Source organism: Paraburkholderia suaedae (genome assembly GCF_040812055.1).
Classification (GTDB): Bacteria; Pseudomonadota; Gammaproteobacteria; order Burkholderiales; family Burkholderiaceae; genus Paraburkholderia.
Genome location: NZ_JBFOAH010000025.1, coordinates 36,581 through 51,394 on the forward strand (window position 1 = coordinate 36,581; position 14,814 = coordinate 51,394).

Below are 14,814 nucleotides of genomic sequence, written 5' to 3' on the forward strand. Positions count from 1 at the left end.
TCTCGTGTCCGCAGGCGGTCGCGCCGCGTTCTTCAAAGATGACGCGCAGCGCTTGCAGCGTCCAGCCCGGGAAGTGCGCGACACCGTCTACATCGCGATTCGCCAGCCGGACACCGTGTTTGCGCAGGGGGCGCCAGATGTCGCCACCGCATGGGTGCTTGTGACGGCAGGGACGCTACCAGCCCGAACCGAGCGGCAAATGCGATGCTGACAAACTGGCGGCCCCGAGCGCGGAGGGCGCGACTGTGGCCGGACATGCCGCGGCCACCCGCACCGCGTGTCAGCGCTTTTTCATTCGCGCGGCGACGACCAGTGACAACAGGCAGCCGATCGCTAGATAGCCGGCCACCGGATGCCATGAACCGCCCGCGAGGCTCACCAGTCCGACAGCGATGAACGGTGTGAAGCCGCCACCCACGACGCTCGCCACCTGATAGCCGACGCCCGCGCCGCTATAGCGATACTCGGTGCCGAACAGTTCGGTGAACATTGGCTGCTGGACGCTTACCACCATGTCGTGCGCAATGTTGGCCAGCATGACTGCGAAAACCACGATCCAGAACGTCGAACGCGCGTCGAGAGCAAGAAAGAACGGCACGGCGCTCAGCATGCCGACGAGCGCGCCAATCATGTAGATGCGGCGGCGACCAAAGCGGTCCGCGAGTAGCGCGAAGCAGGGAATGGTCACCACGCTCACCACGCCGACCAGCAAGCCAATGTTCAGGAAGAACTGTCTCGGCATACCGAGATTGGTGGTCGAGTAGCTAAGCGCAAAAGCCGTGACGATATACATCGTGAAGAGTTCGGCAAGGCGCAGTGCGATGATCAGCAGGAAGGACATCGGATGTTGGCGCAGGGCTTCGACGATCGGCAGACGGGCAAGGTGATGCGGCTTCTCCACCTTCTCGACGAATTCCTTCGACTCTTCCATGCTCGATCGCACCCACAGGCCGATCAGGACGAGCACGACGCTGAAGACGAAGGGAATGCGCCAACCCCACACCCTGAAGGTTTCATTGTCCATCGTCTGACTCAGGATCGACACGATGCCCGTGGCAAGAATCAGTCCGACGCCATAACCCACCTGAACGCCGCTGCTATAGAAGGCCTTCTTTTTCTCCGGAGCGCTTTCGACGGCCATCAGCGCCGCGCCACCCCATTCTCCGCCGACGGCGAACCCCTGGATCGCCCGCAGCAGCACGAGAAGTGCGGGCGCCCACCATCCGATCGACGCAAAGGTCGGCAACAGGCCGATCAGCGCGGTGGAGAGGCCCATCATCATCACGGTCAGCACCAGCATACGCTTGCGCCCGAGCCGGTCACCGTAATGTCCGAACACGAAGCCGCCGAGCGGACGAAACAGGAAGCCCACGCCGAAGGTGCCGAATGCGGCAAGCGTGCCCATTGCAGGACTGATCTGCGGAAAGAACTCGCGATTGAAGATGATCGCGGCAACGATGCCGTATAACAGGAAGTCGTACCAGTCGACGACTGCGCCGACAAAGCTGCCTAGCGCAGCTTGGCGCGCGCGGCTCTTGTCGGAGCGGACTGGGGTCGGGGCGTCGGTGGAGCGAATAGCAAAGGTCATGGCGTGTCTCGAATGTGTCTCGTTTTCACAGATTCGGCGTGTGGCTGGCCGGCAAAGGTGTTCGCTGCGTCAAGCTTCACTCCAGATTAGGTGGTTGTCTGGGGACGGGCAACGTTTCAACATGGGTTATGGATCGATGATCGAACGCTGATGCGCGATTAACGCTCATTTTTAGGGATTCCACCAGGCGAGGCTGAAGACCTCAGTGCGCGCACCTACTCGATCGGGTCCGCCATGCAGTAGAAGATCCTCGTATGTCCGGTAACTCTCATCGCCGCTCCGGGGTGTTGGCGTTTCCGATGGCTGAAGCTTATCGACCGGATAGGCGAAGTTCCAGGCACCATGCTGACGATTCGCGCGATAATCGCGCAGGCCCGTGCGTTGAGCGCGCAAAATGAGGGTTTCTCTATGACAAGAGCACCGTTGGACAAGCGCGACTGGATCGCGGGGCTGGAGAAAGGGCTGGGGATTCTCGAGTCGTTCGACAGCGAGCATGCGCGCATGACGCCTAGCGAGGCGGCGGAGCGGACCGGCATGACACGCACGGCGGCGCGCCGCTATCTGCTGACTCTCGAGCATCTCGGTTACGTTCAGAGCGACGGCAAGCAGTTCGGCCTGACACCGCGCGTCTTACGGGTAGGGTGGTCATACTTCGACTCAGCGCGCTTGCCGAAGCTGGTTCAGCCCTACCTGCAGCAGTTGAGCGCGGTGATCAACGAGTCGGTCTACGTTAGCGTGCTCGACGGATGGGAACTGGTGTTCATCGCCCGCAATGGTACGTCACGCGTGATGACGACGGGCTTCGTGCTCGGCGCGCGTGTGCCGGCGCCGCTTGCGTCGCCCGGCGTCATATTGCTTGCCTATCGCTCCGACATGGACTCGGTGCGCGAATGGCTCGAAGGTACTGAACTGCTTCCTTTTACGCCCCATACACTGACGAACAAGACCCGTCTGATGGAAACGATCCGTCAGGCGCACGCAGACGGTTTCGCGGTGATCGAGCAGCAGCTTCAGATCGGTGTGCGTGGTATCGCGGTTCCGTTGAAAAACCGGCACGGCGAGGTCGTCGCGGCGCTCAGCACGAACATGCCGATGGGCAAGGAAAAGACCGAGAGCGCAATAGCCCGCGTATTGCGGCCTTTGCAGGAGACAGCGCTGGCGATGTTGAACGTGCTTTAGCTACGAGCGTCGACCGCCTTCCAGCTCGTGTTGGGGTCGCTGCTCACTACCGTCGCGAGCGTCGCCGGGCCGCTCTCCTACGCAAACTTGGACATTACGACTCGCGTCGCTTTGATTCGAATTAATACGGCCAATTTTAATAATCGACCTATTCCGCACTCGCATTTTTATGAATCGAACTGTCCATTCGATAAGTTATCCTTCCTATAAAAACGGCTCCGGTACAAATCGGAGGAGCAAGTCATCGTCCTGTGTGTGCGTTGGTACCTGCGTGACAAGCTCAGCTTTCGAGACCTCGTTGAAATAATGGCCGGGCGCGGGCTGTCGCTCGCGCACACTACGATCATGCGCTGAGTCAAACGCTTCACGCCGGAGTTCCTCAAGCGCTGGGACCGGTTTGCGGGCGGGTTGCTCGCACACGCCGCGAGCGTGGCTGTCAGCGCAAGCAGGAGAAGCTGAGCCGTTTGCATGCGGCCTCCTTGCGGACCATCGCGCACATCGCGCGCGGCTAGCGCGGCGGCCTGACGGCATCGATGGTGAAAGTGGCGGCGCCGAACGGGCCGCTGCAATCCGCTGTGCCGCCCGGGCAACGCGGCTTGCCCGCGAACGGCGAATAGCTCGGGCTGCGCCGCGCGGCCGCTTGCTGCTGTGCGTCAGCGGGGAATGACCGGAACGGTGCCGCGGGTTTCAGTCCACCATCGGAAAAATCGCGTGGCGTCGTCGACACCAGCGTGAGGAAGTGGTTGGGACCGGGCGGGTCGCCCGCCATCATCGGCCAGCTGGCGCGCGGCAACGACAGTGTCTGGCCGGCTTCGATCCGGTTGTTGCGATCGAGTCCGTTTGGAAACAGCAGCAGGTACTGACCGTCCGGATCGACCATGAACAGATACACGTAGCCTGCGCGGTTGCTGTCGAGTTTGAATTGCAGATGATCTTTGCCGATCGTGGCGGTCGTGCTGTGCGGTGTGGCGGTGACGTGAATCGACGGATCGGCCAGTGTCACGATTCGCTCCAGCTCGCTGGCGGGCGTGTACGGGGCGAGCGTATCGGCCGATGCGGGCGGCGTCGCAGGCGCTGCGGCCATGGCTGGCGAGGCGGGCGCAACAGGGACGACCGGAGCAATGGCTGGCTGGCTTTGAGCGGCATTGCCCCGCGTCGGCGCAGCGGTGCCGGCCGGTTTTGGTGAGGCCGTGCCAGGCCCCTGCGTGCTTGCAGTGACGGCCGTGCTCGCAGCCGATGGTGGACGCGTGGCCAGCCACGCGCCAAGCGCCGCGAGCGCCACCACGCAAACGGCAACAGCTGCGATCACGCCTGTCCGTCTCCGCTGGCTGCGGACTCCCGCGCGAACGGTCGCCGGCTCGGGCTCTTTGCGCTTCGCCTCGACTGACGCCACCGTCGCGATTCGCGGCGCACCGGCACTCGCTGCCTCGACGGAAACGCGGGGCGTAGGTTGGTTCGCCTCGCTGCCGTCATCGGGCGAATCGATGACAACGCCCAGTTCGCTCGCGAGCGCCTGAACGCTTTGCGGGCGTTGTTCGGGACGCACTGCGAGGGCATGGTCGATCGCACGCAGGAAGCGCTCGCTATAGCGGCCGGCCGCCGTCGTGGCGAGCGGCACGTACGTGTCGCTCATGAGCCTGCCGACCGACGGCGGTGGCGTCTCGCCCTGAATCGCGAAATAGACCACCGCGGCGAGTGCGTACACATCGGTCCACGGTCCCTGTTTCAAGGCCGCCACTTCGGCGTATTGCTCCACCGGTGCATAGCCGGGCTTCAGAATTACCGTCAAGGCTTGGGTCATGTCACCGATCACCCGCCGCGCCGCGCCGAAGTCCAGCAGCACGGGGCGGCCGCTGCCTTTGAGCAGCATGATGTTATCCGGCGCGATATCGCGGTGGTAGCACTGTCCCGCGTGCAACACCGCGAGCGCTTCGAGCAGCGGTGCGAGCAGGGCGCGCAGCCATGCTTCATCGGGAGGCGCGGACATGCGGCGCAAGCCGTCGCGCAGCGTCATGCCCTCGTAATACGGCATCACCATGTAGGCCGTGCCGTTGGCCTCCCAGAACCGGTACACCTTGACGAGCGAAGGATGATCGAAGCGGGCGAGCAGGCGCGCTTCGTTGATGAAGCTTTTCAGACCCGCGCGAAATGTGTCCTCATGACGTTCCGAGCGAACGGACACTTCGGCGGCGCCGACGCGCGAGGCCAGCGCGGCGGGAATATATTCCTTCAGCGCGACGTCGCGTCCTAACTGGGTGTCGTAGGTGAGATAGACGATACCGAAGCCGCCTTCGCCGATCAGGTCGACGATCTCGAACTCGCCGAGCCGCGTGCCGGCGGGCAGCGCGTGTTTCGCGTTCGAACCCTGCACTGCGGGGCGGGCGACGACTGTGCGATCGGCGTGCGCCGCATCGGCGGAGTTCTGATGGCCGGCCGGTCCAGACGTCCGTTGAACGATCACGGTTTTGTCGTCGGGGCTGCTCATCGGCTATGGCTCCCTGGATGGTACGACGGCAGAGCCCGGCTCACGCGAGCGCTACCCTCACGCGCAGGCGCGTCCACCTTTTAAGACGAACGAGCCGGCCGCATTTTCAAAAACAGGCGGGCGCGCGGCTTCGAACCGTAGTCTGCGCGCGGCCGCCGCTTTCAAAATCGGTAGGCCGGATTCGTCTATACGGTGTCAGTCAACCGCTGCGCGCAGCTTGCGGGCTGGCGCGCACTCCGTCCCAGCCGTTTCCTTTTACCTTCTTGCAGGAAGTTGAAGTGAACGAGCGCCAAGGCTTATCGAGCGGGATGGCACGCAGCGTCGTGCGGCGCGACTCGTGGCGCGCGCTCGTCGCGCTCGTGATTGGGTCGATGCTGCTGGGCGTAGCGGACGGCGCGCTGGGCGCCGGCGCGTCCGCTGGCGCGGCGCGGCCCGCAAGCGCCGCGGCGCTCGCGCCCGAATCGTTCGTCTTTCGTCAGGCCGAGGAACGCGAACGCGACGCCGAAACGATCAATTCGTTGACCTCCGAAGGACGTCTGCTGCTGTCGCGCGATCGCGTCAAACTGCCTGCCTACGACTATTGCAGCATGTCGGTCGCGGCCGCGGAACGCGGCGACTTCCGCGATAGCGTCGAGGCCGCGGCGCGCGCGCTCGTGATCGCCGGGCAGACCAACAATGAGGATCTGGCGGCTCTGTCCAAACGCGACCTCGCGATCGCCTACAGCTATGCCGGCGATCTCGACAATGCCGAACGCTACGCCCGCGATGCGCTCGCTTCGACGCCCAAGGCGCCCGAGCAGGTCTACGCACCGGCCAGCAAGGTGCTCGGCGATGTGGCGTTGCGCCGGCGTCAACCGCAGGAGGCGCTCGCCGCCTACAACGACGCGCTCACGACAGCCTCGCCGCGTTACAAGCCACTGTTGCTGATGTCGGTCATCAACGCGCAGCTTGCCGCGGACGATACGGCTGGTGCGCGCAAATCCTTCGACGCGATCGGGGCGCCGGCCACGGCCGAGCTCGCGCCTGCTTACCGGCGCATCGAAGGCAATCTGCTGCTGGCCGAAAGCAAGCCCGAAGACGCGAGACGCGCGTTCGAGACACTGTTGAGCGAAAGCGGCGGCTCCAGCGACGCCAACTATGACCGCCTGTGGGCTCACGAAGGAATCGGCCGCGCCGATCTCGCGCTCGGCGACAAGGCGCATGCGCGCGAAGCCTACCTGCAGGCGGTCGACGACTCTGAGAAGATCCGCGCGCGGTTTCGCAGCGACGAGTTCAAGACAGCGCTATTCGGCGACACGCAAACGGTATTCGAAGAGGCCATCGCGCTGACAGTCGAAACCGGCGACTACGAGGGCGCCTGGAGTCTGTCCGAACGCAGCCGCGCGCGTGCGCTGCTCGATGTCGTGCGCAACCGTGTCGACGCCGGCGTCGACGACCGACAATTGAACGGCCCGGTGCCGAGCCTCGCCGCGACGCGCGGCGTGCTTCAGCCGAACGAGGCGATCGTCGAGTTTCACAGTCTCGCGAACGAGCTGATCGTCTGGGTGGTGCGCAACGACGGCCTCACCGGCCACACTTCGCCGATCGCGCGCGCGGACATGGATGCCGCCGTGACCGATCTGCGCAACGCGATCGTGCGCCGGCGTCCGGCAGCGCTGACGTACGGCGACAAGCTCGATGCGTTGCTGATAGCGCCGCTCGGCTTGCGCCCGAACGAGCGGCTGATCTTCGTGCCACACGGCGCGCTGCACTATCTGCCGTTTCAGGCCTTGCACAATGCCGACGGCTTTCTGATCGAACGCCATGCGATAGCGCTGGAGCCGTCGGCGAGTGTCGCGGTGCAACTCGCGCAACGTCAGCAGCGGATCGCGAGCGACCTGGTCGCGTTCGGCAATCCGACCATCACGCCGGCGTATGCGCTGCCGGGCGCCGAGGCGGAAGTGCAGGGCATTGCGCCGCTGTTCGCGCGCAACGAGGTGTTTCTGCATAGCGATGCCACGCGCCTGAGCTTTCGCGACAAGGCGCCCGCGGGTCGCGTGCTGCACGTGGCGACGCACGCCCAGGCCGACACGATCGATCCGTTGCACTCGAGCATCCTGCTCGCGCCCGCGACGCAGCCGGCCGACGGCCCCGACTCGCTGCTCGCTAAAGACATCTACAACCTCAAGCTCAACGATGTCTCGCTGGTCACGTTGTCGGCCTGCGAGACCGGGCTTGGCCGGATCGCGCGCGGCGACGAGATTCTCGGCTTTACGCGCGCGTTCTTCTATGCCGGCGCCACGAGCCTGATCGTGTCGATGTGGCCGGTCGCGGACGCGTCGAGCACGCTGACGATGCGCACGTTCTACGCGCAACTCGCGCAAGGCCATCCAGCAATCGACGCGATGCGCACCGCGCAACTGCAGGTTCTGCATACGCCGCATTTCGGGCATCCCTTCTTCTGGGCGCCATTCGATCTGATGGGGGGCTGGCGTTTGACCATCGCGCGTGCGCAGCAGGAATGAACCGATATCTATACCCATGAAAAGACTCCGACTGATCGCCGCGGCGGTGTCCTGCGGTAGTGCGCTCGCGTGGGGCCAGACGCTGCCGAATGCGGGCAGCATTCTGAACCAGACGGCGCCGCGCGAGACCCGTCCGGCGCCGCCGGCCGGCAATCAGGCATTACCGGCCGTGCCGCAGCCGGCCCCACCCGTGACGGCGGCCGGCCCGACCTTCGTGCTGAAGAGCATCGCGCTCAAGGGCAACGATACGATCGCCACTGATGAGCTTCTCGCGCCCGTGCAGGACAAGCTCGGCAAGCAAACCAGTTTTGCCGGCCTCGAAGCGATTGCCGCGCGCATCACGCAGATCTACCGCGCTCACGGCTATCTGCTCGCCCAGGTGGTGATCCCACCGCAGGACGTCACTTCCGGAAACGTCGAATTGAGCGTGGTCGAAGGACGCGTCGGCCACGTGCGCCTCGACGTCGCGGCCGGCACGCCGATCCGCGAAGACCTGTTGCAGAAGCGGGTCGCGCAGATTCCGCTGGGCAAGCCGCTGCAGCAACACGAACTTGAGCGGACCATGCTGCTGCTGTCCGATTTGCCGGGTATTCAGGTGTCCTCGGCAATCGAAGCGGGCGAGGAGCCCGGCACGGTCGATCTGACCATCAACGTCGCGCCCGCAAAACGCTGGACCTTCGCGCTCGATGTCGATAACTTCGGCGCGGAGTCGAGCGGAACATGGCGGCTCGGCGCGCTCGCACGCCTGAATTCGCCGTTCATGATCGGCGACAATCTGGACCTGCGCCTGCTCGCCAGCGAACGCGGCGACACGCTCTACGGGCGCCTCGGCTACGAAGCGCCGATCAACTTGTATGGCACGCGCCTCGGCGTGGCGGTGTCGCGGCTCAACTATGCGCTGGGGCAGCAATTCGCGCCGCTCGACGCGCAAGGCGAAGCGACCGTGGTGGACTTCACGCTCACGCATCCGCTCGTGCGCACCCGCAATCAGAGTCTGTTGGGCCGCGTCAATTTCGAGTATCGCGACCTGATCGACAACGTCGGCGTCGTCGATCAACACAATCCCAGATCGCTCGTCGAGGGCAGCATCGGCCTGACCTACGAAAGCCGCGACGCGCTGTTCGGCGGCGGCTTCAACAGCGCGGATGTCGAGCTGTTGATCGGCAGTCTGCATTTTCGCGACGCCCAGGCCGCGGCACTCGATGCCTCGCCGCTGGGGCGCGACACGCAAGGCACCGAAGTGCGCGCCACCTTTTTCGCCAACCGGCTGAACGCGGTCACCGAGCGGCTCAGTGTCTTTGCCGGCGTGTCCGGCCAGTGGGCCGGCACCACGCTCGACAGCTCATCGCGCTTCCTGCTCGGCGGCCCGCATGCGGTGCGGGCTTATTCGCCGTCCGAGGCACTGGTCGATGAAGGTTTCGTCGCCACCCTGGAGGGGCGCTTTGCCATCGATGCGCGCGCGACCGTGTTCACCTTCTTCGACTTCGGTACGGGTTGGTACAACGCCACGTCGCGTCCAAACCAGGGGTCGAACGTGATCACGCGCAGCGGGGTAGGTCTCGGCGCGTTCTGGGCCGCACCCGGCGGCTTCTCGCTGCAGGGCACGGTCGCATGGCGCACGACCGGACCCGATACGACCGGCAACGACAGGTTGCCGCGCTTTTATGTGCAACTGACCAAGACGTTCTAGCCAGCAAAGTAATCTGTGCCGAGGTGTGCGATGAACAAGCCATGCAGTGTGCGATCCGGGCATGCGAGCACCATCACCGGCGCGGTCGCCGCGTTGTTCGCGGCGTCGTATATGCCGCTCGTGCTCGCGAATCCGACCGGCGCTCAGGTGGTGGCCGGCACGGTCAGCATCGATTCGCCGGGCGTGGGACGGATGAACATCACGCAGAGCTCGTCCAACGCGATCGTCAACTGGAACACGTTTTCTATCGGCGGCGGCGAAGCGGTCAGGATCTCCCAGCCGTCGGCTTCCTCGGCGCTGCTCAACCGCGTGATGGGCAACGACCCGAGCGTGATCGCCGGACGCTTGCAGGCCAACGGCAAGGTGTTTCTCGTCAATCCCGCAGGGGTGATCTTTGCGCCAGGGTCCTCGGTGAACGTCGGTTCGATGATCGCCTCGACACTTAACATCTCCAATGCCGATTTCCTCGCCGGCAACTTCCACTTCGTGGGCAAGTCCGCGGCGCCGCTCAGCAATGCCGGTTCGCTGACGGCGGCGGCAGGCGGCACCATCGCGCTGCTCGGCGGCACGGTCAGCAATAGCGGCACGGTCAACGCGAAGCTCGGCACCGTCGCGCTGGGTGCGGGCAGCGACATCACCGTCGACTTTGCCGGCGACGGCCTGACGACCTTGAAGATCAACCAGGGGGCGGCCAACGCGCTGATCGGCAACACCGGCACGCTCGCCGCCGACGGCGGCACCGTCGTCATGAGCGCACAGACGGCCGACGCGCTGGCCGGCACGGTCGTCAACCAGCAAGGCATCGTGCGCGCGCAAAGCCTCAGCGAGCACGACGGGCACATTCTGCTCGACGGCGGCACGAACGGCGCGACGCTCGTGAGCGGTACGCTCGACACAACGGGCGGCGCGGGGCAGACCGGCGGCAGGATCGACGTAAGCGGCTACGACGTGGCGCTGCTGCCCGGCGCCTACGTCGATGCGAGCAGCGCCGCGGGCGGCGGTACCGTGCACTTCGGCGGTGGCTCGGCCGGCGCGGACCCCACCGTTCGCAATGCAAATGCGATCTGGATAGCGCCGGGCGCCGCCATCCACGCGGATGCGCTTGTCGACGGCAATGGCGGCACCGTCGTAACTTACAGCGACACAGCCAGCCGGATCTATGGCACGTTGACGGCGAAGGGGGGAGCGCAGGGTGGCAACGGCGGCTCGGTCGAGACGTCCGGCCACACGCTCGACATGACCGGCGTGACGATCGACGCATCGGCGCCGAAGGGTCAGGGCGGCAGATGGTTGCTCGATCCGTTCGAGGTCGACATCGTGACGCAAACACCGGCTGTCAGCGCCGCGCCGGTTCCAACGCAAACCGCTGCCGATTCCAACACCGTGACGTTCGGGCCGATCACGGGCACCACATTCATCCTCAACTCGACGCTCACCGGTCCGCTGAGCCTCGGCACCTCGGTGACGGTAGAGACAGGGACGGACTCGGTCAACGGCGCGGGCGACATCGTCGTCGACGCGCCGCTCACCCTCACGGCCGGCACGCTTCCCGCCACGCTGAAGCTGAGCGCGTCGGGATCGGTGCGGGTCAACAACAACATCACATCGAGCGCGGGGCCGCTCGGCCTCGTATTCGATGCGAACGTCGGCGGCTCGAGCCCGGCCAGTCTGGTCGCGTTCCAGTCCGTCACGCTGAACACCAACGGCGGCAGCATCACCTTGGGCAGCGGCGGCACGAGCCCGGTCCTGATCGACACGTCGACCATCGACACGGCCGGCGGCAATCTGGCGGTCACCGGCACGTTCCCGATCAATGGCGTGGCGATTGGCTACCAGACCACCTCGTTTTCGGGCATCTTCATCAACGCTTCGACCCTATCCACGGAGGGCGGCGCGTTCTTGCTGTCGGGCGTCGCGCTGGGGCCGAACGCCAACGGAGTGGCGATCGAGAACAACAGCACGCTCTCGACGACGAGTGGCTCTCTTGGCATCACCGGCACGGCGAGCGCCGGCGGCGGAGGCAACGACGGCGTGTTCGTGCTGCGTGACAACCTGATTCAAACCGGCAGCGGCGCGCTCACCATCAATGGCATCGGCAGTTCGAATGTCGGGGACCAGGGCATCGGCGTGCTTCTATCCGGCAGTTCCGCCAGGACGACGAACGGAGCACTGAGCGTGAACGGAAGCGTCGCGGGCAGCGCCGGGACCGGCGTGTTCGTGAACGGCGGCGCCACTGTGGGGGGGGCGCCCGCGCTGCAGCCCGGGCTCAGCAGTTCGGGCGGCGCGATTACGGTCAACGGTGGCGTGTCGCAAAGCGCGCAAGGGGGCTTTGGCGTCGAGGTTCAGAACACCACGATCTCCAACACGACCGGCTCGATCGGCGTGACGGGGAACGTCAGCGGCACCGGCTCGGGCGGCAGCTTCGTGGATGGCGTCTTTTTTTATGGCACCACGTTGAGCAGCACCAGCGGCGATATGACCGCCGCCGGCAGCGTGTCGTCGAACATGAACGCCAGTATCGGCCTCGACATGCATGGCTCGTCGGTCCAGTCGACGACCGGCAACATCAAGTTCACTGGGCAGAGTGTGGGACCGGCGGTCGCCGGCGACTCGGTGGCCGGCCTGATGTTCGAGAACACGCTATGCGCGGAATGCGTACAGACCGCGCCCGTATCGTTGACGACCGGAACCGGCACGGTGAGCCTTTTCGGCAGCGGCACCGGTTCGTCCGTCGACGGCGTACTGATCACCGACGGAACGACGATCACGTCGACCAACGGCGGGGCGATCGATATTCGCGGCGCCGTGAGCGGACCGGCCCGCAGCAGTCCGAACCTGCAGAACGACTATGGCGTGCTGATCGCCAATGGCACGATCAGCGCGAAAGGAACGCCCATCACCACCATCGGCATCGCCGGTTCGACTACGACCTCCGATCCGGGCGTCGCGATTGGCCTCGCTGTGCCCGCGACCGAGCAGAGCGAGTTCGGGCTCAACGCCACGACCGTGAGCGAAACAGGCAGCAACGCGACGATCTCGACCACGAATCCCGGTTCGATCGTGTTGGGCGCATTCAACGACGGCACGGCGAGCAGCCTCGCCATCACGCAAGCGACGCTGTCGTCGCCGGGCGGCGTGCTGTCGATCATGCCGGCGTCGGTGGATCCGTCGAGCTTCGCGACCACGGCGCAGAATGCGACGCCGATCACGCTGCTCGGCACGGGCGGTGGCCTCAGCATTTCTTCGCCGACGTTCTCGACCTTCGCGTCGATCCCGAACATCGTGCTCGGTTCCACCACGCAAACCGGGCTCATCACGGTCGACGGGCAGTGCGCATCGGGCGGCTCGCCGTGCGTGCCGACTCGTCCGGGCTTCGCGAACAACCTCACGCTGTCCAACCCGGGCGCGGGCAGTCAGGGGATCGCGCTGACGTACGGCATCTCGACGCCAGGCGACACCTTGATGCTGTTGTCGGCCGGTCCTGTTACGGACCCTGGCGGCATCCAGACCGCGGGGCTGATGCTCGCCGGCCCCGGCACCTTCACGCTCACCGATCCGCAAAACGATGTCGGCGTGCTGGCGATGGCCAATGCGGGGACCGTCACGTTCTCGAACTCGCATGGCTTCGTGATCGGTCCGCTGACGAGCCGGACGTTCGACTCCACCGCGAGCCAGGTAAGTCCGCTCAACGTGACGAACTCCACGCTGACCGGCAACCTGATCGCGACCGCGACGACCGGCAATATCGGACTGGGCGCAAGCACGCCCTCCGCGACGGCGCCGAACGCCGATCTGAGCGCGGGCGGCGCGATCGATCTGGTGATGGAGAACGGCGTGTTCGTCGATGCGAACGCCGGCACGCTCAGCGCCGGCAACGCCTGGCGAATCTGGGCCAGCACCTGGAACGGCGAGACACGCGGCAGCGTGCAGCCGAACACCACGCAGCCCAATTTCTACGGCTGTCTGTTTGGCTCGGGCTGTAGTTGGGGCGGCACGGTGCCCACCACCGGCAATCACTTCGTCTATGTCGCGCGACCGACGGCCACGGTCACCGCTAACGGCGCGACGCGCTACGTCGGCGCGCCGAACCCGCCGTTCACGTACACGTCGAGCGGTTTGATCAATGGCGATACAGCCGCTGGCGCGTTGAGCGGCTCGGAGACGACCACGGCCGGTCTGACTTCACCGGCGGGCAGCTATCCGATCAACCCCAACTTCACGTCTGGCGTGGGCTACATCGTCAACGAACTGCCCGGGACGCTGTCGGTGATCCCGTTTCCGAGCCCGCTGCCGCCGAACTCACCGCCGAGTCCGATCCCCAATCCGGTCGCGCAAAGCGGTCTGCAGACGCTGTTCAGCAATCAGGAGCAGACGTTCGTCTACGAAAACAATCTGCAGGGGACCAACATCTGCATCGGTTCGAACCAGCCGCTCTTCAGCACGACGCCGCCGGGCGAGAACGAGGCCATCCTCGCGGTCGAATGGAAGCGGGTACGTTCGCAGCCGAACCTGAACAGTTGCATGCTGATCAACGCGCAGCACGGCTGCGGCGACTTCTAGCGCGGGCAAAGCGGCGCGGGCGCGGCGGCGGGCCGCGCCGTGCCGTCCGGCGAATGCAGCGCGCGCAATTGCACGATGGCGGCCTCGGCGCTCGCGACGAACTGTAGCGAGAGCCGCAAGGCTTCGACTACCTCCTCAGGGATGGGCTGCTCCATGCCCAGATGGATTCTGAAGAATCGTTCAGCGTGGATGGTCGGGTGGTAATGCTGGCGGACGCGCTTCGCATCGATCAGCCGCCGGTTGCCGAACAGTTTGCTCAACGCCCATGAGAACGCGCCGTCTTCGCCGCCGACGCAGCGAAAGAACGCGTCGAGCGGAAACCCGCCCAGCGCGCGATACACCGCACGCCGGATCACGAGGCTGCTCGGCACGGTGTTGCTGAGGATCGCCGCGTATTTTTCGAAATCGGGATGGCCGACGATCGCCTGCGGAAAGCCGGCGTATTCGACATCGAGCCGCACCGATGCCTCCCCCGGACTGCGCTGCAGATAGCCGCTGGCCGCGGCGAGCGCGCCCGGCAGATATTCGTCGTCGGCGTCGATGAACGCCAGCAGATCCTGAGTCGCGTGCATCGCGGCCCAGTTGCGCGCGGCGGCAACGCCGCCGTTCACGTGCATGCGCAGCACTTGCACGCGCGCATCAGAGCGGCCGTAACGCTGCGCGACCTCGATCGACGCATCGGTCGAACCATCGTCGACGACGATGATTTGCGCCGCCTCCGGCTGGATCAGGCAGCTTTCGAGCGCACGCCCAAGCGTGGCCGCCATCTGCAGGCAGGGAATGATGATCGAGATCGGCATGATGGGAA

The 14,814-nt window shown here is 65.3% G+C and carries 7 protein-coding genes and 1 pseudogene; 5 read left to right on the forward strand and 3 right to left on the reverse strand.

Translation table 11 applies throughout. The features are described 5' to 3' along the window. Window positions 1-280 precede the first annotated feature (280 nt). A complete protein-coding gene (gene shiA, locus ABQJ48_RS28055; protein WP_367841217.1) occupies window positions 281-1,588 on the reverse strand; it encodes a shikimate transporter in 1,308 nt (435 codons plus the stop codon). A gap of 408 nt (window positions 1,589-1,996) precedes the next feature. Between shiA and ABQJ48_RS28060 the strand changes: the two genes are divergently transcribed. Together ABQJ48_RS28060 and ABQJ48_RS28065 are read left to right on the forward strand one after the other, a co-directional pair. After that, window positions 1,997-2,767, forward strand: a complete 771-nt coding sequence (locus ABQJ48_RS28060) for an IclR family transcriptional regulator domain-containing protein (protein ID WP_367841218.1) — start codon at window positions 1,997-1,999, stop codon at window positions 2,765-2,767. 243 nt (window positions 2,768-3,010) lie between these two features. Then, window positions 3,011-3,118 (forward strand): annotated as a pseudogene (locus ABQJ48_RS28065) (IS6 family transposase); the annotation flags it as partial. A 157-nt stretch (window positions 3,119-3,275) separates the two neighbouring features. Here the strand turns inward: ABQJ48_RS28065 and ABQJ48_RS28070 are convergent. Next, window positions 3,276-5,252, reverse strand: coding sequence for a protein kinase domain-containing protein (locus ABQJ48_RS28070; protein WP_367841219.1), 1,977 nt, complete (start codon window positions 5,250-5,252; stop codon window positions 3,276-3,278). A 278-nt stretch (window positions 5,253-5,530) separates the two neighbouring features. Between ABQJ48_RS28070 and ABQJ48_RS28075 the strand changes: the two genes are divergently transcribed. Genes ABQJ48_RS28075 through ABQJ48_RS28085 form a run of 3 tightly spaced genes read left to right on the forward strand, consistent with a single transcriptional unit; the run spans window position 5,531 to window position 14,006 of the window. Next, entirely contained in the window at window positions 5,531-7,756 is a 2,226-nt protein-coding gene (locus ABQJ48_RS28075; RefSeq protein WP_367841220.1) for a CHAT domain-containing protein, read from the forward strand. A 16-nt stretch (window positions 7,757-7,772) separates the two neighbouring features. After that, window positions 7,773-9,446, forward strand: a complete 1,674-nt coding sequence (locus ABQJ48_RS28080; protein ID WP_367841221.1) for a ShlB/FhaC/HecB family hemolysin secretion/activation protein — start codon at window positions 7,773-7,775, stop codon at window positions 9,444-9,446. 30 nt (window positions 9,447-9,476) lie between these two features. After that, entirely contained in the window at window positions 9,477-14,006 is a 4,530-nt protein-coding gene (locus tag ABQJ48_RS28085; RefSeq protein ID WP_367841222.1) for a beta strand repeat-containing protein, read from the forward strand. Here ABQJ48_RS28085 and ABQJ48_RS28090 read toward each other — a convergent pair. Further along, on the reverse strand, window positions 14,003-14,806 hold the full coding sequence (locus tag ABQJ48_RS28090) for a glycosyltransferase family 2 protein (protein WP_367841223.1): 804 nt from the start codon (window positions 14,804-14,806) through the stop codon (window positions 14,003-14,005). The genes ABQJ48_RS28085 and ABQJ48_RS28090 overlap by 4 nt on opposite strands. Between the last annotated feature and the right edge of the window lie 8 nt (window positions 14,807-14,814).